Origin of the sequence: Lujinxingia vulgaris (assembly GCF_007997005.1) — a bacterium.
Lineage (GTDB): Bacteria > Myxococcota_A > Bradymonadia > Bradymonadales > Bradymonadaceae > Lujinxingia.
Genome location: NZ_VOSL01000036.1, coordinates 101730 through 123858, shown reverse-complemented (window position 1 = coordinate 123858; position 22129 = coordinate 101730). Strand labels below are relative to the sequence as shown.

Here is a 22129-nt window from a genome sequence, read left to right as displayed (position 1 = left end):
CCGATCAAACTGCGATACGCTGGAAACACCCACGTCGGGATGAAGCGGGGCCACAACGAAGACAACCTTCGTCTTGTGCCTGAGGAGAACCTCTACATCGTCGCCGACGGCATGGGAGGACACGCCAGTGGCGAGGTCGCCTCACAGCTGGCCGTCGACACCATCGCCGAGTTCTTCATGGAGACCAGCAAAGATGAAGATCTGACCTGGCCTTATAAGATGGAGAAGGGGCGCACCTACGAAGAGAACCGCCTGGGCGCGAGCATCAAGCTCGCTAACCTGCGCATCTTCGAGACGGCCAAAAACGACCCGAGCAAGCATCACGGCATGGGCACCACCGTCGTGGCGCTGTGCATCTGCGGGGAGACCATCTACGTGGGCCACGTCGGCGACAGCCGCGTCTACCGGCTGCGTGGCGAGGAGCTCTCCCAGGTCACCGAAGACCACTCGCTGCTCAATGACTACATCAAGATGAAAGATCTCACCGAAGAAGAGATCGAGAACTTCCCGCATAAAAACGTCATCGTGCGGGCGTTGGGCATGAAAGAGACCGTCCAGGTCGATGTCTGCCATGAAGAGCCTCAGCACAAGGATCTCTACCTTTTGTGCAGCGACGGGCTCAACGGCATGATCAACGACAAGACCATCCGTCAGATCATGCTGGATAACCGCGACAACCTGGAGGTCTGCATCGATAAGCTCATCGAGGCGGCCAACAACAACGGCGGCACCGACAACACCACCTGTGTGATGGTGGAAGTTCTCAAAGAATAACCCCCCCTTACATCCCAAAGGATTGGGCCATGTCCGAGGAGCTCGACGAACGCAGTGATCCGGGCGCCGGAGCGCCGCGCGTGGTGATCGTGACCGGGCTGAGCGGCTCGGGCAAATCCACCGCGATCCGCGCTCTGGAAGACCTGGGGTACTTCTGCATCGATAACCTGCCGGTGCCGCTCCTACCCAAGGTGCTGGAGCTGGCGCAGAGCGGACCCTCGCGTCAGGAGTGGCGGCGGCTGGCCTTTGTGGTCGACACCCGCGACCACGTGCACCTGGATCAGGCCAACGCCACGCTCAAGCAGCTTCGCGACGAGGGGATCGACGTGCAGGTGGTCTTTTTAGAGGCCACCGATGACGTGCTGGTGCGCCGCTTCAGCGAGACGCGCCGGCGCCACCCGGTCAGCGAGGCGCGCACCGTGCCCGAGGGCATCCGCCTGGAGCGAGAGTTTCTCGACGATATCCGCGCGCGCGCCGACGTGGTCGTCGACACCTCCACGCAGACCGTGCACACGCTCAAGGCGCTGATTCAGGAGCGCTTCAGCGATGATGCGCCCCCGCCCTTCTCGATCTCCGTGCTGAGTTTTGGCTTTAAGTACGGGCTCCCCATCGAGTGCGATCTGGTCTTTGACCTGCGCTTTCTGCCCAACCCCTACTTTGTCGAAGAGCTGCGCCCCAAAACCGGGCTGGATACCGACGTGCAGCAGTATGTGCTGGGGTTGAGTGAGGCGGTGACCTTCCTGGGCCTGTTTCAGCAGATGGCGGAGTTTACGCTGCCTCTCTATGAGCGCGAGGGTAAGAGTTACCTGACCATCGGCATCGGATGCACCGGCGGACAGCACCGCTCGGTGGCGATCGCCGAGACGATCACACGCCGGCTCTCCAACCGGGGCTGGAATGTTTCGACCCGCCACCGCGATCTAGAACGCAAGTCACGCTGAGCGAGGACACCTCGCTCAGCGCGCATTGCGCCCCTGGTAGCGCTCCGTTTTTTTTCGCCCCACCTCCTTCGCCCGCCTCGTCCGTGGCGAGCTTTTGAAGTTGCCGCACTGAGCCGCTGATGTCTGCACGTCGTCCGGGCGCAAAGCCCCTTTTGATCGCGCTGGCCGTGATCGTCTTTGTGGTGGTCGCTGCGCTCAATATTGAGCCGATGCCCGCCCCCGGCGCTCCGGCTGTCGCCCCCGAGCGGCTCGAAGACCTCTCCGCCGAGGAGGCCCTGGCCGCCGCCGAGGCCTTTTACACAAGCCGCCCCCTCTATGAGCGCCCCCACCCCTACACCCCCGTGCCCGAGGGGCTCCCCGATCTGCGCGCGGAGACCTGCGGGGCCTGCCACGCCGAGATCTATGCCGAGTGGCAGCTCTCCACCCACCGCCGCGCCTGGCTCGATGATGCCCAGTTCATGGAGGAGCTCGCCAAGTCCCGCGGCGACCACGCCGAGCCCGGCGCCGAGCGCCACGACGTGAGCTGGATGTGCGTCAACTGCCACACCCCGCTGGTCAACCAGCTCGAAAAACTCGTCGTGGGCCTGGAAGACGGCGACATCGCCAAACCGATCTACGTCGACAACCCCGTCTTTGATGCCGAATTGCAGCTCGACGCCATCACCTGCGCCACCTGCCATGTGCAGGATGGCGTGGTGCTCGGCCCCCGGGGTGACTCCGAGGCCGCGCCCCATCCGGTCGCAAAAGGCGATCACCTGCTCGACGAGGAGAACTGCGTGCGCTGCCACCAGGCCGAGGCGCTCTTCCCCGAGCAGAACTTAGGCTGTTTCTTCACCACCGGCGCCGAGTGGTCCCAGTCGGAGTTCGCCGAGAAGGGCCAGCACTGCCAGGACTGCCACATGCCCCAGACCGAGCGGCCCATCGCCCGGGGCTTCGATGTGCCCGTGCGCAAGACCCGCCATCACTGGTTTGGCGGATCGCTCATCCCCAAAAAGCCCGAATATGAGGCGGAGATCGCGCCGCTGCGCGAGATCTTCGGCTCCGGCGCTTCGATTTACCTGGAAGGCCCCGCCGACGACTGCGCCGGCGACGGCTGCGCCGATGCCCGGGTGGTGGTGCTCAACGATAAGGCCGGCCACCGTTTTCCCACCGGCGATCCGGAGCGCCACGTCGACGTCAGCGCCCGGGTCACCACCCCCGATGGCGAGGAGCTGAGCCGTAACGCGGTGCGCATCGGCGCCATCTTTGAGTGGTGGCCCGAGATCAAGCTCAAGAGCGACAACCGGCTGATGCCCGGCGAATCGCTTGAGCTGGGGCTGAGCTGGGAGGAGGAGGAGCTCGCCAACACCGGGCCGGTGATCGTGGAGATCGAGGCCGTCAAACAGCGCATGCACGAGGAGGCCTTTGACTTCCACGAGCTTGAGGGGCGCTATGTGCGCGGGCGCCACTTCCACCGCTCCCGCTGGGAGGTGGCTGAAAACGGGCAGGTGCGCCTGCTTCACATCGAAGACGATTTTGGCGCCCGCCAGACGCTGGCCCCCCGGGACGCGTCGCCCTCGCCAGAATGAGTGCTTAGCTTTAGAGGAATTGCGCCGATCGCACCACCGCACGGCCCCTGACCTCCGAGGCTTTCCATGCGCCACGCTCCCGCTGCCGCTCTGCCCCGCTCCGCGGAGGCTTTCTCTGCCTTTTTTCTGGGCGCGCCCTGGCCGATGCACCTGGTCGACGCCCGGGGAACGCCGGGGGTCTGCAACCCGGCGCTGGTCGAGCTCTTGGGGCTGGAAGATCCCACCCCCTCCGCAAGCGAGCTGCTCACCCCGGAGGCGGTCCGCCAGCTCGCCCAGGCCAGCCGCCGGCTGGCAAAAGGCGGCTGCGACTTTGTCGATCGCCCCCTGACCTACCTGCACGCCTCGGGCACCCCGATCCGCGCCGCGCGCCAGCGCCTGATCCCTCTGGAGCGCGAAGACGAGGGGGAGCCCACCTACCTGGCCATGCTCAGCGAGCTTGTGCCGCCGCAGCCCTTTAGCCGCGCCACCCTGCAGAGCCGCATGGCGCAGGCCATCGCCCACGACTTCAACAACGTGTTTACGGTCGCGGCGAGTTATGTGGATCTGGTGCGCCACCAGGTGGAGGAGGACCCGCACGGACAGCAGCTGGAGCGCGCGCTCAAAGCCTGCCGCCGGGGCATCGCCCTGGTCGATGCGCTGCAACTTCTCACCGCGCTCGACGGGCTGCCCCCCACCGAGACCGACCTCAACGAGCTCCTCGATCGCCAGGAGCGCGTCTTAAGCCAGACGCTCTCCCCGGGGCCAAAGCTGCGCATTCAGTGTGACGAAGATCTGCCGATTCTCAGGGCGCATCCGTCCCGGGTCGGGCAGCTGGTGGCCGATCTGGTGGCCAACGCGCTGATGCGCTGGCCGCAGGCCAGCCGCCTGGAGCTCCATGCGCGCCGCGCCCGCGCAGAACACCCCGGCGTGGAGCTGACGATCACCGGCTCCGACGATCCCAACGCCGCCTACGAAGGCCCCTTCTGGCCGATGCTCGTGGGAAGCGTCGAGCAGGACGAGCACCTCACGCGCGTGCCCGAGATCATCGCCGAGTTCGCCGTCGACGTGATCTGCGATCAGCACGCTATCACGGCCTTTTTGCCAGCGCCGACGCTGCACTGATCCTTCCGAACGCCACCCGCCACGCTCTCCGGCGGCCTCGCCGGGTCGCCGGCGCGTTGTAACACGCCATGGCATACCCCTTTCGGGGGTTGAACCCCCTCCCCTCCCGTCCGCGAACGCCTCAAATCGGGTCGGAACCTCGTCGGAGCCGTCCCGGGACACGGTCCCTTCATGGTCCTACCCCCCCGGGGGCCGTCCGCGGACACGGTCGCTTCATGGCGCTTCGCCAGCCGAGGCGTCCCGGGACACGGTCCCTTCATGGTCCTACCCCCCGGGGGCCGTCCGCGGACACGGTCGCTTCATGGCGCTTCGCCAACCGAGGCGTCCCGGGACACGCTCGATTCATCTCCTCTCCGCACATCTGGCGTCCCGAGGCGCCTTCCCTTGAGGTGGTTTTGCCAGATCGGGCGTTCCGGGGCGCCTTCGCTTGATGGCGAGTCGCCAGCTCGGGCGCCGCTGAGCGTCGCGAGGCGGCAGCGGCCGGCGGCGGTGGCGCCCGCAGGCAACCTGGGGCATGCTCTCGCCAGGAACGCGCTCGCCAGAAACGCCCCCACCCCGATCTGCCCTTTTTTCCGAGTTTTTTGAGTTATGCGTTATTACCCCCGCGTCGATCTGACCCAACCCCTGGAAAATGTCCTGCGCGCCGGGCACCCCTGGATTTTCGAAGACGCGCTCCGTCACCCCGAGCTTGAGGCCGGCGACGCCGTCGACGTCTACGACATCCACGGCGCCTGGCTGGGGCGCGGCATCATCGACCCCGCCTCCCCCATCCGCGTGCGCCTGTGGACGCGCAACCCCCAGACCGAGCTCGACAACCGCCTGCTCGACCAGCGCATCCGCCAGGCGATCAAGCGCCGGCCCTTTCCCACCACCGATACTAACGGCTTTCGCCTGCTCAACGGAGAGGGCGACCGGGTACCGGGGCTGGTGTGCGATATCTATGGCGATGTGGCCGTGCTGCGCCCCGACGGGCTGGCCGCCGAGCGCTGGCTCAAGCCCGCGCGCCAGACGATCACTAAGCTCCTGCCCATCAAACACTGGGCGATCAAACGCTCGAACCTGCACCGCGGCAAGCTCCCGCGCGCGGAGTGGTGGGAGTGCGAGGCCCCCGCAGAGACGACTTTTGTGGAGGGCGGGCTGACCTACGTGGTCGACCCGATGGAGGGGCAGAAGACGGGCTTTTTCCTCGATCAACGCGCCAACCGCCGCCGCCTGGCCGAGGTGTGTGTGGGGCGCCGGCTGCTCAATCTTTTTGGGTATACCGGCGCGTTTTCGCTGGCGGCGGCCGCCCGGGGCGCGGCGCGCACGACCACCGTGGATCTGGCGGCGCCGGCGATCGCCGACGCCCGGCGCAATTTTGAGCGCAACCACATCCCGGCGCCGGCCCACGGCTTTGAGGCCTGCGACGCCTTTGAGTACCTGGAGCAGTTCGAGGCGGAGCGCGCCCCCTTTGAGGTCGCCGTCTGCGACCCGCCCAGCTTCGCCCACCGCCACAGCGACGTGCCGCGGGCGACCGAGGCCTACACGCGAATTTTCCAAAAATTGATTGAGGTCATGCCCACCGGTTCTACCATTGCTCTCGCGTCGTGCAGCAGCCACATCGATCGGGGGCGTTTTTTGAACATCGTCTCGGCGGCCAGCGAGCGCGCCGGGGCCGAGCTGGTGCTCAGCGGCACCTTTGGGGCCGACGTCGATCACCCCACGCTGGCGGCCTTCCCGGAGGGCGACTACCTGCAGTTCAGCATGGGCACGCTCTGCCGCGACTGAGCCTGCTGGCGAGCTGAGAGTTCACAGGTCGGGTGGCGAGTCTTGTCAGCGAGGGGGGGCTGACCGATGGTGGGCACGTTGATACGACGTGACACAGATCCCGAGTCTCAGAGCGCCACCCCTTAAAAGGGTCGGAGCGCGGGTTTGGAGGAGAAGGTGGCAAACGACTCAAATTCTGGCGGGTTGGGCGACTGGATGTCCTCGGTATGGGGCGCGGTGGAGCGGGTGCCCCGGCTGGAGGCGCGGGTAGCGGCCTGGATCCCCACGCTTTTTGCCGCCAAACGCGCCTCGGGCGCGCTGGTGGAGCTGGGCCGGCAGACGCTCGGCCCCCTCACCGACGAGGAGCGCGAGTGGCGCCTGCCCGACAACGAACTTGCGCAGCTCGTGGGCGCGATGGCGGAGCTGGCCGACGCGCTGCCGGCGCTCGACAAAGCCTTTCCCAGCCTCGGAGAGATGAGCCAGCTGCGCGCGGAGGTGGCCGCCGATCCGGCCACCCATGAGCTGGGCATCAGCCTGCTCAAAAGCCTCGAAGAGCTCGCCCAGAGCGGGCTGACAAAGGTCGTGGAGCTGGCCTTTTTCTCGCGCGAGAGCCCGCAGAGCGAGGCCACCGCCGAGCGCCTCACCGCCCTGCTCACGCGGGTGGAGCGCGCCGCCGACAACCTCCTGGCCGCCGGCATTGAAGCGATGGCAAAGCCCCCCACCGACGGCAGCACCGGCGACTCGCCATGCCCTGAGCCCACGGATGCCCTCGACACGGCAGTCGAACCCCTTTCCCCCGAGGACTCATGAGCCTGAACCCCGCTCCCAACCTCTCTGCGGCCATGCAACGCGACCTGGAGGCGATTGTCGGCGCGGAATGGGTGCGTTATCAGCTCCCCGATCGCCTGGCCTACGACAACGACTGCTGGCCGCGGGGCATCATCCTGACGCGCGGGCGCCGCCTGGGCGTGCATCGGCCCTCGGCGGTGGTGCAGCCGGCCAACGAGGCCGAGGTGGTCGAGCTGGTCCGCTGGGCGCGCAAAACCGGCACACCCATCATCCCCTTCGGCGCGGGAAGTGGGGTGTGTGGGGGCACGGTGGCGCTCGATGAGCGTGCGATCGTCATCGATCTCAAGCGTTTGGACCGGCTCCTGGAGGCCGACGCCGAGCGGCTGATCATGCGCGCGCAGCCCGGGCTGATCGGCATGAACATGGAGCGGGCGCTCAACTACCGGGGGCTGACCCTGGGTCATTTTCCCTCTTCGCTCTACTGCTCCAGCGTGGGCGGGTATCTGGCGGCGCGCTCGGCCGGGCAGTACTCCAGCCTCTACGGCAAGATCGAAGATATGGTGGTGAGCATGCGCGTGGTCACGGGACGCGCCGATGTCATTGACAGCGCCGCCAGTGTGCGCCGCCCCGGGGTGTGGGAGGGCGCGGCGGCCGAAGCGATGGCGCCGGAGAGCACCCAGCTTTTTGTGGGCAGCGAGGGCACCCTGGGGCTGATCACCGAGGCCACTCTGCGCCTGCAGCCTTTGCCCTCCCGCCAGCTCTACCGCGGATTTCAGTTTCCGACGCTGCAGGGCGCGCTCGACGCCATCCGCGAGCTGATGCAGCAGGGGCTCAGGCCCGCGGTGGTGCGCCTCTACGACGAGTTCGACAGCCTGATCGCCGGCAGCGGCCGAAAACGCGCCCGCAAAGCCAATACCTCCCCTGTGAGCACGGTCCCCCCCGCCACCGCCTCGCCAACCCCGAGCGCCGGCGAGCTGCTCAAGGGGCTGGGACGCCTGGCGAAGCGTACGCTGGGGGATCTGGGGGTGGCCGCGCCGGTGGAGCGCCTGGTGGACCGGGCCTCCCGGGAGCTCTTAAGCCGCGCGGTGGGCCAACCCCTGCTGATCAACCGCCTGGCTGAGCGGGTGCCCGCCCAATGCCTGCTCGTCATCGGCTTTGAGGGCCACAACGAGCTCATCGACGCCGAGGCCTCCTTCGCCTTTGACCTTCTGGGGCGCTACGGGGTCGACCTCGGCGAGGGCCCGGGCAAGCACTGGCTGAAGAATCGTTTCTCGGTGAGCTACAAGCAGTCGCCGATGTTTGATGCGGGCACCTTCGTCGACACGATGGAGGTCTCCACGACCTGGGAGAACGTCTTGCCCCTCTACGAGGCGGTGCGCCGGGCGGTGGAGCGGGAGGTCTTCATCATGGCGCACTTCAGCCACGTCTACGCCGAGGGCTGCTCGATTTACTTCACCTTTGCGGGCTTCGGCAGCGACCTCGACCAGACGCTGCGCACCTACGAGCTGACCTGGAACCGGGCGCTCGGGGCGGTGGCCGACGCCGGCGGCTCGATCGCCCATCACCACGGCGTGGGGCGCTCCAAAGCGGCGTTTACCGCCCGCGACCATCGGGGCGGCGAGCCGCTCTTTAAGGGGCTGAAGTCCACCTACGATCCGGACGGGATCCTCAACCCATCGAAGGTCTACCTGTGAGAGAGACAACGACGTTGAGCGCGCCCACTCGCCAGCATTATGAGGCCCGCGGGCTTGAGCTCCCCCGGGAGGAGCGGGTCGTCTCCACCAGCGGCGAGCTCATGGAGGGCTGCCGCGAGCTCCGCGCCGCCGGCCGCCCGTCTGTGGTGGTGGGCGACGGGCAGCATCTTCGCTATTCGCCGGCCGGCGCGGTGGCGCTGCGCACCGAGGGCATGGATCGCATCCTGTCCATCGATCGCCACAGCGGGCTTGTGCAGGCGGAGGCCGGCGTGCGCTGGCGCGACCTGCAGGACGCCCTCTTTGCCGAGGGGCTCTCGGCCGGAGGCTATGCGCTGCAGCCCTCGACAGCGACCCTGGGGGGCCTTCTGGCACGCTTTCGCCCCGGACCCAAGACGCTCGGGATGGGCTCGGTGCGCGACGGCTGCGTGGCCTTGAGCGCCTTCTCACCGACGAGCGGCAGCTACGAGTATCTGGCGGCGCCGCGCAAGGCGGCCGGCCCCGATCTGCGTTATCTATTTATTGGCGCGGAGGGGCGCAACGGCCCGATCCTGGAGGCCACGATGGTCGCGCGCCGACCTCTGGAGAGCGAGCTGCTGATCTTTGAGGGGCTCGGGCTCAACGAGGCCCTGGCGCTTCTGGAGGCCATCTACCGCGCCGGGCTGCGCTGGCAGTGGATTCACTACGTGGCGAGCTCCGAGCGCCTCCAGATCGCGCTGAGCGCGCCAGGGGCCCTGTTGCGGGGGCAGATCCGGTGGATCGAGGCGAACCTGCGCCTGCCCGAGGCCCATCTGGACGTGGAGGGGCTACGGGCGCGGCGGCGCTGGCTTGAAGATCGTCACCCGGCCCGGCGCGCGCACAGCCGCGCGGAGCGCTCAAGCGGGCTGTGGTGTACGGCCCGCGCCTTGCAGAACCCGCCCCTGGATCGGAGCACCCCGGGGGTGGACGACCTGACGATCACGGCCTTTACCCCCGATCGCGTCGAGCTTGTGGTCGAGCACCACGCCCCGCTTGATGTGCCCATGCCCGGGGTGATCGCGCGCTGGCCGCTGCGCCAGAACCTCCCCCTTGATTCAACCGCCACCACGGAGCTTTCCTGATGCGCCACGACGACGCCCCACCCCGGGGAGACGCCCCCCCTCTGACGCAGGCTCCGCAAGGCGACGCGCCACCGGCTGTGCGGCCGGCGGCGCTCCCCAACGACATCTCGCGCATGAGCGCCTACTGCACCTACTGCCCGAAGATGTGCCGCTTTAGTTGCCCGGCGTCGGCGGCCGAGTCGCGCGAGACGGTCACGCCCTGGGGGATGATGCGGCTCCTGGAGCTGACCCGCGATCAGAGCGTGGCGATAAGCCCGGAGGTGGCCGAGACCTTTTACCATTGCACCGGTTGCCGGCGCTGTCAGGCCTTTTGCCGCCACGACAACGACGTGCCCCGCGCGCTGTGGAGCGCACGCGAACAGACGGCCGAAGCCGGGCTGATCCCGGCCTCGCTCACCCCGCTGCGCGAGAGCTTCGCCGCCCACAGCCGCCCCCACGCCGACCCGGTCGACTGGCGCCCTGACCCCGAGGTCTTCGACGCCGAGAGCACCGTGGGCTTCTGGCCGGACTGCGACACGCTCACATCCAACCCGACGCTCATCGATCGCCTGGGTCGCTTGCTCCACCGGCTGCTCGGCCAGAAGGTGCGACTTATCGGCACCGGCCCCGACCACCTGCCGGTCTGCTGCGGGTTTCCCTTAGGCGCCACCGGCGACCGCCCCGCCCTGGACCATCACCTCAACGAGCGCTGGCCCTCGCTCGACGGGCTCACCGACCTTTATACCGACTGCCCGGCGCTGCGCGCCTGGGCCGATCCGGGGAGCTCCTGGCCGGAGCTCTCCCACGGCGATCCGGAGCGCCTCAAGCCCACCCACCTGGTGGAGGTGCTGGCAGACGCCGTGAGCCAGAACCCGCCGCCGGAGAAGCTCGACTTGAGCGCGCTGCTGGTGCACCACAGCTGCATGATGACCCGCCAGGCCCCGCTCGCCGGACCGAGCCTCAAGCTCTTGCGGGCGCTCGGCTCGGGGGAGCCCTCCGCGATGATGTTTGATGGTGTCGAGGCGGAGTGCTGCGGGGGCCAGGCCGTCTACCGCGCGCTGGAGCCCGACGCCGCGCGCCGCCAGGCCACGCGGGTGGCCGAGCAGCTGCACGACCATCCCACGGCCACCCGTCAGGTGAGCACAGCGGCGACCTGCGCCTGCGCACTCGGTGAGGCTCGCGAGGACCTCGACATCACCTCCCTGCTGGAGCTGGTCTGCGAGACCTACTCGCTTTAGATTCACTCCGTGGTCTCACCTGTTTGTTGAAGATTCACCGGCCTTAGCTCGCCGGCTGCCCCGATGGGATTTTGTATGAGTGAACACGCCGCACATCTTCGCACCTTCGTCGTCGCCAACCCGGTCGCCGGAGCGGGCAAGGTCAAAGAGGACTGGCCGCTCTTAGAGCGCCTCTTTCGCGCGAACTTGCCCGAGGTCGACTTCGCCTTTACCGAAGGTCCGGGCCACGCCACGTTGCTGGCCCGCGAGGCGTTGCGGACCGGCTGGGAGATGATCGTGGCCGTGGGCGGCGACGGCACCCTCAACGAGGTCGCCAACGGCTTCTTTGAGCGCCCCGACGCCTCGGCCTGCTACGCCCTCGATGAGGAGGGCTGGGTGCGTCGCGGCGATCTAACGCTTAAGCCCATCAACCCCGATGCGGTGCTGGGGCTTGTGCCCCTGGGCACCGGCGGGGACTTTCGACGCTCGGTGGGGCTGATGGCCGGCGCGCCGGAGGCCATCGAACGGCTGCGTGGCCGCGAGACCCGCGCGCTGGATCTGGGGCAGGTGGGCTTTCTGGATGCCCGCGATCGCATCGCCACACGTTATTTTGTGAACATCGCCAGCGGAGGCATCAGCGGGCTGGTCGACGCGACGGCCAACAGCACCTGGAAGGGCCTGGGCGGGCGCGCGAGCTTCACCCTGGCCACGGCGCGTGCCTTTGCGCGCTGGAAGAACATCGAGGTGGAGCTTCGCCTGGATGATACCGCCGAATTGCGCGAGCGGGTGCTCAACCTGGTCGTCGCCAATGGCGAGTATTTTGGTGGGGGGATGTGGGTGGCTCCGGGCGCAGAGCTCGACGACGGCAAGCTGCAGCTGATCGTCATGGGCGATCTGAGCAAGGCGCAGGCCGTGCGCATGTTCACCGACATCTACAAGGGCAAGCACTTAAGCCATCGCCACGTCGGCCGCCACCGCGCCCGCCAGGTGGCGGTGCGTCTGCTCAAGAAATCGCCCCACGCGCTGGTGGATCTCGACGGGGAGCAGCCCGGCAAGCTCCCGGCGACCTTCAACGTGCACGCCGGCGCGATGAAGTTCAAAACCTGAACCCTTTCAAACACTTAAACACCACACATCAAGCTGCGAGCGCCGGTTCTTCAGCCGGCGGCGCGGGCTGTGGGGAAGGCTCGGGCTCGCGGCGCAAGAGGCGCATCGCGTTCATAATCACGAGCATGCTCCCGCCCATATCGGCCACGATCGCCATCCAGAGCGTGGCCCAGCCGCCCATGGCCAGCACCAGGAAGATGACCTTAAGTGCCAGGGCCACGGTGATGTTCTGCAGGATGATCGCGCGGGTCTTTTTGCCGATGGTGATGGCCTCGGCCAGGCGAGTCAGATCATCGCCCATCAGCGCCACGTCGGCGCTCTCCAGGGCCACGTCGGTGCCGGCGGCGCCCATCGATACGCCCACCGAAGCGGCCGCCAGCGCCGGGGCGTCGTTGACGCCGTCGCCAACCATCGCCACCCGATCCTCGGTGCGGGCCTTGAGCGCTTCGACCTGCGCGATCTTGTCGTGGGGGCTCTGACGCGCAAAGACCAGCTCGGGCGAAAGCCCCAGGCGCTCGGCCACAGCGAGGGCTGCGGGGCGACCATCGCCGGTGAGCATGGCGATCTCCTCGATCCCGGCCTCCCGCAGCGCCGCGAGCGCAGCGGGCGCCTCGGCGCGTACACGGTCACCGAGCGCGATCACGCCCAGAAGCCGCGAATCGCGGGCGACGGCAACGAGCGTGTGGCCGCGCTCCTCCAGCGCCTGAGCCTGTCGGGCAAACGCCTCATCGAGCACCACACCCAGCTCCGAGAGCCACACAAGCTGACCCACCCGCAGGGTGGGTGTCGACCCCGGAGTTGTGGCATCCGCATCCGCACCGTCGGCATCTTTGCGAAGTCGGGCCTCGATGCCCGCCCCGACCACCGCGCGGGCGTCAACGACCTGATCGACAAAGCGCCCCGGCTCAAAGCGCCCCATCGCCGCGGCCACAATCGCCCGGCCGATGGGGTGCTCGCTGGCCGCCTCCACCCGCGCGGCCGCCAGCAAAAGCTCATCGGCCTCCACGCCCGGGGCGGCCTCCATCGCCTCCACCACCAGGTTGCCCTCGGTCAACGTCCCGGTCTTATCGAGCGCCAGCGCGCGCAGCCCGCCCAACTTCTCCAGCCACTTGCCCCCCTTGACCAGGATGCCCCGGCGCGCAGCCCGCGCCAGCCCCGCCACGTTGGCAATGGGCGTGGAGATCACCAGCGCGCAGGGGCAGGCGATCACCAGAAAGACCAGCGCCCGGTAGAACCACAGCTCCCCGCCCCCGCCGGCGATCACCGGCCCGAGCAGGGCCACGGCCACCGCCAGCGCGACCACCGCCGGGGTGTAATAACGCGCAAAACGATCGATGAACTGCTCGGCTGGCGAGGCCTGAGCGCGGGCCTCTTCGACCGCGTCGATGATGCGCGCCAGGGTGCTGCGGGAGGCGGGCTCGGTGCAGCGCATGCGCACGCGCCCCGCCTGATTGACCGTACCCGCGTAGAGCGCGTCGCCCTCGACCTTGCGCACGTGACGCGACTCCCCGGTGATGGTCGACTCATCGATCTCGGTGACGCCGCTCAAGAGCACGCCGTCGACGGGCACGCGCGCGCCGGGGCGAAGTTCCACCTCATCGCCCGGGCGCACCTCGGCCACGGCGACCTCTTCAAAACCTTCGCCTCGCCGCACCCGCGCCACCGGCGGGGCCAGCGAGACGAGCGCGCCGATGGCCTCACGCGCCCGCACCATCGAGCGGGCCTCCAGCCACTCCGCAAACCCGAAGAGCAGGATCACCGCCGTGGCCTCAAACCACTCCCCGATCGCCGCGGCTCCGATCACGGCGATGGTCACCAGGATGTTGATGTCGATGCGCCGCTGACGCAGAGCATGAAACGCCTGGCGATAGACGTAGACGCCGCCGACTGCGATCGCCGCGCTCAGAGCCAACATCTCAGCCATCGCCGCGCCCTCGACGCCAAAGCGCAAGAAGGCACCCAGGGCGGTAAGCAAGGCACCGGCGAGCACCGTGAAGAAACGGCCGTCGAAGGCGGAGCTTGAGGGCGCGGCGCGGCGGCCGGCCTCCTGACGCGCGTGGGCTTTGAGCCCCACACGCCCCAGCGCGGCGACGGTGGCCTCATCGCGGGAGCTCTGCCCGTCGTGGTAGACGGTCAGGGTGCCCGAGGGCACGCTGATGCGCAGCTCCGAGACGCCCGGCGCGCCGCGCAGCGCGTCTTCGATCAGCCGAACCTCGCTCTGGCAGCACAGCCCCTCCACATCAAAGACCGTACGCGTCGCGGCCGAGGCCTCGTCGGCGTGTCGCTCGTCGTCCCGCGCATCCGACGACGCGTGGTCATGGGCGCAGTCCTGCGCGCCATGCTCATGGCGAGCATGATCATGGTGAGCGTGATCGTGCCCGGCGTGATCATGATGATCGTGATGATCATGCCGGCGCTCCCCGCCCGGGTACGGATCGGCGCTGTCCGTACGCGTCGCGTCGGAGGCGCACCCCGCGCCGGTGCAACAGGTCGAGCTCTGGAGAGGATCACGGTCCACGAAAGACTCCTGAAAAAGATGCAGCTTGAATGAGGCCCGTCGGACCGGCGGCCCGACGGCGTGCTACCTCAAAGACGGCGGCGCGCCACGAAGCCTTACGCTGCACCGCCACCCCGTCAACCCACAGCAGGCCTCGGCTATGCCGCAGACCCTCGGGGAATGCGCCCGGGCGCGCGCGATGTTCTTGACGATGCGCCGACCCGCGCACCCGCAACCGACTCGCTGCGCTCAGGATCGCGCCCGAGCTGGCAAGCGCCGCGTCGGTTGGTATGTTTAGCAGCGTCACTGATGACCCGCACCACCCGGTGCCGCCGCGTGTTGACGATTCGCTCGCGAGAGCATGTTCGACGCCCGCGCGCACCGCACCTTCAGGAGCACCCATGGCCTCATCGAAGTTTAACCCCTCGGCGCGCACGCTCTTGCTTTTTGCGGTGGCCCTGGTGGTCGTGACCATGCTGGTGCCCTACGGCTACATCGTGGCCTACCCGCTGCGCCTCTTTGGCACCTTTGTGCACGAGACCGGCCACGCGCTGGCCACGGTCATCACCGGGGGCACGGTCAGCGGGATGCACGTCAACCTCGACACCAGCGGTCTGACCTTGAGCCGCGGCGGGGCCAGCCTGCTGATCAGCTCGGCGGGCTATCTGGGCACCGTGGCGCTGGGCGCAGCGTTGCTGGTCGCCGGCCGACGCCAGGCGTGGGCGCGTAAGGTCTTGATGGTGCTGGGTGTGGGCACGTTGCTGGCCACCGCCGTCTTCGGCGGCTACGGGAGCTCGATGCTCGCCGTCGGTGGGTTTGTGCTGGGTGTGGGGCTGTGGGCGCTTGGGCGCCGACGCTCGCGGACCGACCAACCCGCCGGCGCGTTGTATGCCGGCGGCGCGCTCGCCACGCTGGCAGCGCTGGCCTACCTGGGCTTCTCCGGCGCGCTCTTGACCTGGACCATCGGCCTTGTGGCCGCCGCCCTGTTGCTGGGCGTGGCTTTTTATGCCGCACCGTGGGTGCAGCATATGCTGGTGATCGCGCTGGGCGTGCAGCTGAGCTTCGACGGGCTGCACTCCATCCGCTACCTCATCGACCACACCGTGGCCGCGCGCGGCCACTCCGACGCCGTCAACATGGCTCAGTTCACCGGCATCCCGGCCACCGTCTGGGCGGTGCTCTGGGCGCTTGTGGGCGTGGCGATCGTCGTGGTGGCCTTCGCCCTCTTCTGGCGCGAAAACAAACGCGAGAGCTTTGAGGCCTCCATCCAATGACCTGCCCTTCGGCCCCCGGAGTTGTACCGCCATGAGTGAGCTTAAAGACCGCCTGATGCGCACGGTGCGCGCCAACCTCAACCACCTGCTCGATAACGTGCAGAAGTTCGAGGAGCGCGGCGGCCTGCGCTCGATCATCAACCCGGAGAGCGCCGACGAGGGTTGGGAAGAGATCGGCCAGAACCCCCGGCCAAACGCCGCAAACGCCGCGCCGCCGGCGCCTCAGGGCCCCAAGACTCTGCGCGATTACTACGCCAACCTCGAGGTCCCCTACGGCAGCGATCTTCCCACGGTCAAAGCCGCTTACCGCACCATGATGCGCCGCTACCACCCGGATAACTTCGCCAGAGATCCCGAGATGGAGAAGGTCGCCACCGACCTCTCCCAGGAGCTGGCCGTGGCCTACCAGGCCATTGAGCGCTACCTGCGCACCGGAAGCTACTGAAGCGCCCCCGCGACAACGTTTAGAATGAGGCGTCGTGAAACTGCGCCTCGTAACGCTCAAAGAGCGCGTCGATCAACGCCTTGCTCTCCCCGCTCAGTCGCGTAAACGCCACCCCCATCCCCATCTCCGGGCCGCTCGTCTCCACGCGCACCACCTCGCCCTCACCCTCGACCGTCTCCACATCGTCGAGGATCACCGAGAACTTCAGGGTGACCCGGGTGCCCAGCGCGAGCGGCTTCTTGGAGCGAATGAAGACCCCGCCGCGCGAGATGCTCGTGACATACTCGGCGATGTAGGCGTCGATCACCGCAAACTCACGGTTGACCGGCACGCGATCATGCTCGCGCCGCTCCTGAGAGCTCGCGCGCTGCGTGGTGTTGAGGAGCTGCGGGGTTCCCGCGCCCGGGCGATTCGCGTCGCTCATCGCAATGACCTGATTCGCTGTGGACGTGTTCGTTGTGGCGAACAGGACCAAGATTAACGCGTCGCGTCGACGATGGCGAGCTTAGAGCGCGCTGGCGAGCATGAAGTCGATGTGCAGGCGCTGCGCCTCGCGGTTACCAAAGCGACGCCGGCGCGCCGCGGCGGCCGCGCGGCGAGTAACCCCGTGGGCTTGAGCGTCCTCGCTGACCCGGGCGTAGAGCTCGCGGGCGGCCTTGCGTCGCCCCTGCAGATCGAGCGCCCAGCCCAGATAGAGCCCCACCTCGGCGCGACGCCCGGCCTCATCGATCGCATCGAGCGCGCGGCGAAACGCGCCCTCGGCCCGCCGGCCGCGCAGCGCGCTCAAGGCCACAAGCCCTGCCAGCACGTGGTAGCGCGCCGAGGTGGGCTCCAGCGCCACGGCGTACTCCAGCGTGATCAGGAGCCGCTGCGGATCTTCGCCTTCGAGGTAGAGGCGGTAGGCGTTGCGATAATAATCGGCGGCACGCCCGCGCGCGCTCTCCTGCCAGGTGGGCCAGGCCTGCACGGGTGCCTCGCGCGCGTCGAGCTCAGCGCGGGCCTCGCCATGGGCGCCGCGCAGGCGCAGCGGCACAAACCAGCGCAGAGAGGTGGGCGCCCGCCCGGCGGCCACCCACAACCTCCCGGCGGCCGGCTCGAAGATCACCGACATCACCTCGGCGATGCGGATCGGATCAGCACCGGGCGCAGCCTCATTGTCGCCTCCCAGGCCGCGGGCGAGCTCCACCAGCGGGAGCGCTCGGTCGGAGCGCCAGGAAGCGAGCAGGCTGCCAAGGTGGGCATCGCGCCGCGCCTCCTCCCGCGCCAGGGCTGGCGAGCGTTTTAGCTCGGCGATCGAGGGTCCGCCGCGCACCACAAGCCCGCGCGTCGCCTCAACCTCCACGCCCACCCTCAGCGGGCTGACCTCCACCCTGGCACTACGCCCGCTCGCTGCCTCACTGAGCATATACGTCCAGCTGGTCATCGGCGGGTGCTGCCGGAAGATCGCGACGGCCTCCTCAATGGTGCGAGCCTCATTGAGCACCTGCAGCGCCGCCGGTCCCAGCGGCACACCCGCCCGATCGCCCAGACTCGCCGGCCCCGGATGCGTGCTCAAGGTGAGGCCGGCGGCGTTCATCCCGGCCGGCAGCCCCGTCAAAAAGCCCAGCGACGTCACCAGGGCATAGCTAAACCCCTGGTCGGGGTGCATCACGACCACGCGCGCGGCCCGATCCCAGCGCTCCACCGCGGCGTTCTCAAAGCTGAACGCGTGCAGTATCCCGCGCTCCTCCGAGGGCACCACCACCGCGCTGGACGCCAGAAGCGGCGAGTGGGTGCGGGCTTTCAGGCGCCCCTCCACCAACCCCCGGACGTTGCCGGCGCGCGCCCACGCCCACTGATCCCAGATCTGCTGGGTGGCCAGGGCCTCCTCCACGTCCAACCCGGCGCCCTCGGCAAAGGCCGTGAGCATCTGCAGATACGCCGTGGGAAGTTGCTGACGCAAAAGGCGCGGCAGCACCGCCCCACCCACCACACGCCCGGCCGCGGCGATCATCCGCGAGCCGCTCTCGGCGCTGATGCGTTGCACATAGTCGTCAAAGGCGCGGTAGGCCCCCTCGCGAAGCTCCGGGGCGAGCCGCCTCCCAAGGTCGCGGCTGGCCGAGGTCAGCGGGCCGTTGATGTTGGCCACGTGCACATCCCCCACCGGCGTGGTCACGCGCCCCAACCCTCCGGCGCGCTCCGGGTAGTACACCGCCTGCGACCCGGCCGACGCCGAAGCCTGCGCCTCGTCGGAGGAGGTTGAGCCCATCGCGTCGTCTCCCTTCGCCATCAATGCGGCACGTCGACAGGTGCGGCGAACCCTCGCGAGCGCCACATCACCACAGCCATCAGCACGTTAAAAACTGTCGCCAGCACCACCTGCATCCCCAGCGCCGCTTCGGGCGTGACGGCCATCAACGCAATTCCCCCGTAGATCACAAACATATGCGTCCCCAACCCCATCCAGCTCGCCAGGCGCATCGCCGGACGGTGCTCGGCCCGGTAGCGGGCGATCGCCCCCGGATCATTCACCTCGCTGCGCTTCTCGGTGCTGCCGCTGGCAAAACGCTCCTGCACCTGCAGATAGCCCACGTAGATCCACAGCAAAAAACGTTCAAGACGTTGGCCCTGCGCGCGGGCCTCGGCCAGCTCGGCGCGCACCGCCTCCACCGTCTCGGTGCCCTCACCGCCTCCGGCCTGGGGCATGGTGTGCGCCAGATACAGATTCTTGAGCTTGTCGTAGATGATGCAGTGAATCCACGTCGAAAACCCCGCCACCGCCGCTGCCACAAACCAACCGCTGCCGTAAAGGTGGCGAATCCCAACCCCCAGGATCACATAGGCCGGCAGGAGCACCAGCACATCCACAAAACCATCCAGAATACGCCCCACCCGCGTGCCCCCGCCGCGGGCCCTGGCGAGCTGACCGTCGGCACAATCGAGGATCACCGCGCCAAAGAGAAAGAAGGCCGCGACCAACCACCCCATCGAGCCGCCCCAACCTTCAAAAAAGCTGAGGTAGAGCGCGACCGAGCCCGTCCAGCCACTGATCAAACTCATCAGCGTGACGTGATTGGGGCCGAGCCCTGTGGGGATCAGCGCCGCGGCCACCGCCGCGGCTACCGGGCGATGAAAGTAGCGGTCGATGGGCTCCTCCACATCGAGCGACTTAAAGGCCAGAGCCTGACTCAAGCGCTCGCGGTACGTCGAGGAGCTCATGCCACGCTCCAGCTCTGGTAGAGCGCGCGGGCCGCCTCCAGATCGTCGATCGTGTCGATCTCCGTCCAGCTGCCCGGCGCGACCTCACGGGCATAAAAGGCATGCCCCTGCGGGATCAGCTCCGCAAACACATCTTCGTAATACAGGCGCACGCGCTCCTCGGCGTTGAGCGCTTCCAGACGATCTTGGAGCGCCTCAAACGCCGACGGCCCCACCTTCTGCACGCCCAGCGACTCACCATGCGCGCCCGCCGGGTCGAGCCCCTTGCTCAACCCCTCGACGGCCTCGCCATCTCCGAGGCGGATCTTCATCTCTTCCTGACCCAGGGCATCAAAGCGGATCATCGTGAGCACGTTCTCGCGCTCGTCAGCGAGCAGCTCGGCCACCCAGGCGGTCTGCCGGAGCAGGATGTCGCCGTCGCAGAGCAAGAAGGAGTCGCCCTCCAGCGCGCGCATCCCCACCAGGGTCGAGATGGCGTTGTTCTCGCTGGCGAAGGTCGGGTTCGGCGCAAACGCCACATCCAGCGCGAGCTCCCAGGACTCCACCTGCGCGACCATGCGCTCGTGCAGATACCCTGTCACGAGGATGGCGCGTTCAATGCCCACCGCAGCGAGCTGGTCAAGCAGGCGCTTGAGCAGCGCTTCACCGCCGACCTCCAGCAGGCATTTGGGGCGATCTTCGGTCAGCGGTCGCAGGCGACTGCCGGTCCCGGCGACCAGCAAGATCGCCTCGCGGGGCGAATGAGAAGGACGGTTTTTCGACATCGGATAGCTCCGGCAAGGGCATCAGGCGCGCCGAAGGTAGTCCTCGTAAAATAGCGTGTCAAACCGCTCATTCTCCCCATCACATCAAAGAAATAGGGCCCCTCCAACACCGCTCATTGAGCAAAGCATGGGAGGGGCCCCGGCTCCCCCCAGGCCATTTGTACAGCAACTTGTACGACTATCTTTGCGAAGGCTCCGGGCGCGCGTGGCGCGCCGGGGCGCATCGTCGTTGTCTGAAGGGGCGGCGCGAGCGAGGTGCGCTGCGCGCCGCCGGGGAGGTCAGCCGAAGGCGGAGGTGTCGGCCCTCACGACGCCTCCGCCCGGAGCGCCACCGGCAATCTGCCGGTGCGATCGGCACGTCGACCGAAGGGGGACACATCGCCCCCTCCTGCAGATCTGCCCGCCCCTCACGCCGGGCAAACCTGACTCCCCCCGGGCGCTCGCTATCGCAAGCGCCCTTCGCCCCCCCCATCCCCCCGCGGATCGCCCACCACACACTCCGGGCGAACTCGGAGAACTTGCTCAAAACTGGTCTTCCTCAGTCGACCCGCGCATCGCCACCGTCTCCGACTCTCCGCCGGTGATCGTGAGCTGGACCTCATCGAAGTAACCCGCTCCCACAAAAGCCTGGTGGCGCACCGCGCTGTAGTTTTGCTGACGCGCCAGCTCAAACTCGTGCTCCTGCAGTTGCGAGTACGCGGCCATGCCCCGCTCTCGATAGTCCAGCGCCAGCTCGAACATCGCCGCGTTGAGCGAGTGCCACCCCGAGAGCGTCACAAACTGGAGGGCGTAGCCCATCTCGCCGAGCTTCTCCTGAAAACGTGCGATGGTGCGATCATCGAGGTTCTGCCGCCAGTTGAAGGAGGGGGAGCAGTTGTAGGCCAGAAGTTTGTCGGGGTACTTCGCCCGAACTTCTTTCGCGAACTCCTCGGCCTCCCCCAGATCCGGCGTCGACGTCTCACACCAGAGCATGTCGGCATAAGGGGCGTAGGCCATCGCGCGCTCGATCGCGAACTCCAGCCCGCCGCGGATCGTGAAGAAACCCTCGGCGCTGCGACCCTTCTCACCCTTAATAAAGGGACGATCCGCCGGATCAATGTCGCTGGTGAGCAACTTCGCCGAGTGCGCGTCGGTGCGGGCGACCAGCACGCTGGGCACCCCCATCACATCGGAGGCCAGGCGCGCAGCTACCAGCTTCTGAATGAACTCGCTGGTGGGCACGAGCACCTTGCCGCCCATGTGCCCGCACTTCTTGGCCGACGAGAGCTGATCCTCAAAGTGCACCCCGGAGGCGCCGGCCTCGATCATCGCCTTCATCAGCTCAAAGGCGTTGAGGTTGCCGCCAAACCCGGCCTCGGCGTCGGCCACAATCGGGGCAAACCAGTCGCGCTTCGGCGAGCCCTCGATGTGGGCAATCTGGTCGGCGCGCTGCAAAGCGCGGTTGACCCGGTCGACGAGCTTGGGCACCGAGTCCACCGGATAGAGGCTCTGGTCAGGGTAGACCCCCCGTGCGGAGTTGGCGTCGCCGGCGACCTGCCACCCGCTGATGTAGATCGCCTCCAACCCCGCCTGCACCTGTTGGATGGCCTGGTTGCCGGTGACCGCGCTCAAGCAACGCACAAAGGGACGGTCATGAAAGAGCTCCCAAAGCCGCACCGCGCCGCGCTCGGCCAGGGTGTAGGTGATGGGGACGCTGCCCCGCAATTTAAAGACCTGGGAGGCCGGGTAGGGGCGCTGCACCCCGCGCCAACGCGGATCTTTATCCCACTGTGCCTGCAACGCCTCAGAAGATTGGGCCTGACTCATCTGCTGCTCCTGTTCTCAATCAAGTCGATGATGAACAGGCCGCCATGAGGGGAGCGCATCCGGCGCTCACCCGCCACGACGTCGCGGCCTTGTTAAAGTTCGCTCTACATCGTTGTGATCGTCCTCTCCCCC

General features: G+C 67.7%; 18 protein-coding genes. 12 read left to right on the top strand and 6 right to left on the bottom strand.

Going from position 1 to position 22129, the window contains the following annotated elements; genetic code table 11:
- The first annotated feature begins 3 nt into the window (after nucleotides 1–3).
- From FRC96_RS07525 to FRC96_RS07480, 10 genes are all read left to right on the top strand, one after another.
- A complete protein-coding gene (locus tag FRC96_RS07525) occupies nucleotides 4–774 on the top strand; it encodes a Stp1/IreP family PP2C-type Ser/Thr phosphatase (protein ID WP_146973928.1) in 771 nt (256 codons plus the stop codon).
- 29 nt (nucleotides 775–803) lie between these two features.
- Entirely contained in the window at nucleotides 804–1715 is a 912-nt protein-coding gene (rapZ, locus tag FRC96_RS07520) for an RNase adapter RapZ (RefSeq protein ID WP_146973887.1), read from the top strand.
- Between the two features lie 119 nt (nucleotides 1716–1834).
- Complete coding sequence (locus FRC96_RS07515) at nucleotides 1835–3283, top strand: multiheme c-type cytochrome (RefSeq protein WP_146973886.1); 1449 nt, start codon at nucleotides 1835–1837, stop codon at nucleotides 3281–3283.
- 66 nt (nucleotides 3284–3349) lie between these two features.
- On the top strand, nucleotides 3350–4384 hold the full coding sequence (locus FRC96_RS07510) for a hypothetical protein (protein ID WP_146973885.1): 1035 nt from the start codon (nucleotides 3350–3352) through the stop codon (nucleotides 4382–4384).
- A gap of 588 nt (nucleotides 4385–4972) precedes the next feature.
- Entirely contained in the window at nucleotides 4973–6151 is a 1179-nt protein-coding gene (locus FRC96_RS07505) for a class I SAM-dependent rRNA methyltransferase (RefSeq protein WP_146973884.1), read from the top strand.
- A 156-nt stretch (nucleotides 6152–6307) separates the two neighbouring features.
- On the top strand, nucleotides 6308–6940 hold the full coding sequence (locus tag FRC96_RS07500; RefSeq protein ID WP_146973883.1) for a hypothetical protein: 633 nt from the start codon (nucleotides 6308–6310) through the stop codon (nucleotides 6938–6940).
- Nucleotides 6937–8613: an FAD-binding oxidoreductase gene (locus tag FRC96_RS07495; protein WP_146973882.1), complete on the top strand. Its 1677-nt coding sequence runs from the start codon at nucleotides 6937–6939 to the stop codon at nucleotides 8611–8613. The genes FRC96_RS07500 and FRC96_RS07495 overlap by 4 nt, the downstream gene beginning before the upstream one ends.
- Complete coding sequence (locus FRC96_RS07490) at nucleotides 8610–9710, top strand: FAD-binding oxidoreductase (protein WP_146973881.1); 1101 nt, start codon at nucleotides 8610–8612, stop codon at nucleotides 9708–9710. The genes FRC96_RS07495 and FRC96_RS07490 overlap by 4 nt, the downstream gene beginning before the upstream one ends.
- Entirely contained in the window at nucleotides 9710–10927 is a 1218-nt protein-coding gene (locus tag FRC96_RS07485; protein ID WP_146973880.1) for a (Fe-S)-binding protein, read from the top strand. Before FRC96_RS07490 ends, FRC96_RS07485 begins: the two co-directional genes overlap by 1 nt.
- 75 nt (nucleotides 10928–11002) lie before the next feature.
- Nucleotides 11003–12013: a diacylglycerol/lipid kinase family protein gene (locus FRC96_RS07480; RefSeq protein WP_230469981.1), complete on the top strand. Its 1011-nt coding sequence runs from the start codon at nucleotides 11003–11005 to the stop codon at nucleotides 12011–12013.
- Between the two features lie 28 nt (nucleotides 12014–12041).
- On the opposite strand, the gene FRC96_RS07475 is transcribed toward FRC96_RS07480, so the two are convergent.
- Complete coding sequence (locus FRC96_RS07475; protein WP_146973878.1) at nucleotides 12042–14531, bottom strand: heavy metal translocating P-type ATPase; 2490 nt, start codon at nucleotides 14529–14531, stop codon at nucleotides 12042–12044.
- A 380-nt stretch (nucleotides 14532–14911) separates the two neighbouring features.
- Between FRC96_RS07475 and FRC96_RS07470 the strand changes: the two genes are divergently transcribed.
- Nucleotides 14912–15784 (top strand): M50 family metallopeptidase, encoded by an 873-nt coding sequence (locus FRC96_RS07470; protein ID WP_230469980.1) that lies wholly within the window; start codon nucleotides 14912–14914, stop codon nucleotides 15782–15784.
- A 31-nt stretch (nucleotides 15785–15815) separates the two neighbouring features.
- Nucleotides 15816–16229, top strand: coding sequence for a J domain-containing protein (locus FRC96_RS07465; RefSeq protein ID WP_146973876.1), 414 nt, complete (start codon nucleotides 15816–15818; stop codon nucleotides 16227–16229).
- A 19-nt stretch (nucleotides 16230–16248) separates the two neighbouring features.
- Here FRC96_RS07465 and FRC96_RS07460 read toward each other — a convergent pair whose 3' ends face one another.
- The 5 genes from FRC96_RS07460 to aceA form a co-directional block, all read right to left on the bottom strand.
- Nucleotides 16249–16653, bottom strand: coding sequence for a PilZ domain-containing protein (locus tag FRC96_RS07460; protein ID WP_146973875.1), 405 nt, complete (start codon nucleotides 16651–16653; stop codon nucleotides 16249–16251).
- An 81-nt stretch (nucleotides 16654–16734) separates the two neighbouring features.
- Nucleotides 16735–18498 carry a carcinine hydrolase/isopenicillin-N N-acyltransferase family protein gene (locus FRC96_RS07455; protein WP_146973874.1) on the bottom strand — a complete coding sequence of 588 codons (1764 nt, stop codon included), beginning with the start codon at nucleotides 18496–18498 and terminating at the stop codon, nucleotides 16735–16737.
- Nucleotides 18498–19427: a CDP-alcohol phosphatidyltransferase family protein gene (locus FRC96_RS07450; RefSeq protein WP_146973873.1), complete on the bottom strand. Its 930-nt coding sequence runs from the start codon at nucleotides 19425–19427 to the stop codon at nucleotides 18498–18500. Before FRC96_RS07450 ends, FRC96_RS07455 begins: the two co-directional genes overlap by 1 nt.
- Entirely contained in the window at nucleotides 19424–20191 is a 768-nt protein-coding gene (locus tag FRC96_RS07445) for an NTP transferase domain-containing protein (protein ID WP_146973872.1), read from the bottom strand. The genes FRC96_RS07450 and FRC96_RS07445 overlap by 4 nt, the downstream gene beginning before the upstream one ends.
- A gap of 522 nt (nucleotides 20192–20713) precedes the next feature.
- A complete protein-coding gene (aceA, locus tag FRC96_RS07440; protein WP_146973871.1) occupies nucleotides 20714–21997 on the bottom strand; it encodes an isocitrate lyase in 1284 nt (427 codons plus the stop codon).
- Nucleotides 21998–22129: the final 132 nt, after the last annotated feature.

What these genes read in the sequence shown, in the direction of transcription:
- rapZ (WP_146973887.1), top strand. Translation starts at nt 804, where the DNA reads ATGTCCGAGGAGCTCGACGAACGCAGTGATCCGGGCGCCGGAGCGCCG.
- FRC96_RS07445 (WP_146973872.1), bottom strand. Translation starts at nt 20,191, where the DNA reads ATGTCGAAAAACCGTCCTTCTCATTCGCCCCGCGAGGCGATCTTGCTG.
- FRC96_RS07485 (WP_146973880.1), top strand. Translation starts at nt 9,710, where the DNA reads ATGCGCCACGACGACGCCCCACCCCGGGGAGACGCCCCCCCTCTGACG.
- aceA (WP_146973871.1), bottom strand. Translation starts at nt 21,997, where the DNA reads ATGAGTCAGGCCCAATCTTCTGAGGCGTTGCAGGCACAGTGGGATAAA.
- FRC96_RS07505 (WP_146973884.1), top strand. Translation starts at nt 4,973, where the DNA reads ATGCGTTATTACCCCCGCGTCGATCTGACCCAACCCCTGGAAAATGTC.
- FRC96_RS07470 (WP_230469980.1), top strand. Translation starts at nt 14,912, where the DNA reads ATGGCCTCATCGAAGTTTAACCCCTCGGCGCGCACGCTCTTGCTTTTT.
- FRC96_RS07510 (WP_146973885.1), top strand. Translation starts at nt 3,350, where the DNA reads ATGCGCCACGCTCCCGCTGCCGCTCTGCCCCGCTCCGCGGAGGCTTTC.
- FRC96_RS07465 (WP_146973876.1), top strand. Translation starts at nt 15,816, where the DNA reads ATGAGTGAGCTTAAAGACCGCCTGATGCGCACGGTGCGCGCCAACCTC.
- FRC96_RS07480 (WP_230469981.1), top strand. Translation starts at nt 11,003, where the DNA reads ATGAGTGAACACGCCGCACATCTTCGCACCTTCGTCGTCGCCAACCCG.
- FRC96_RS07455 (WP_146973874.1), bottom strand. Translation starts at nt 18,498, where the DNA reads ATGGCGAAGGGAGACGACGCGATGGGCTCAACCTCCTCCGACGAGGCG.
- FRC96_RS07460 (WP_146973875.1), bottom strand. Translation starts at nt 16,653, where the DNA reads ATGAGCGACGCGAATCGCCCGGGCGCGGGAACCCCGCAGCTCCTCAAC.
- FRC96_RS07515 (WP_146973886.1), top strand. Translation starts at nt 1,835, where the DNA reads ATGTCTGCACGTCGTCCGGGCGCAAAGCCCCTTTTGATCGCGCTGGCC.
- FRC96_RS07450 (WP_146973873.1), bottom strand. Translation starts at nt 19,427, where the DNA reads ATGAGCTCCTCGACGTACCGCGAGCGCTTGAGTCAGGCTCTGGCCTTT.
- FRC96_RS07495 (WP_146973882.1), top strand. Translation starts at nt 6,937, where the DNA reads ATGAGCCTGAACCCCGCTCCCAACCTCTCTGCGGCCATGCAACGCGAC.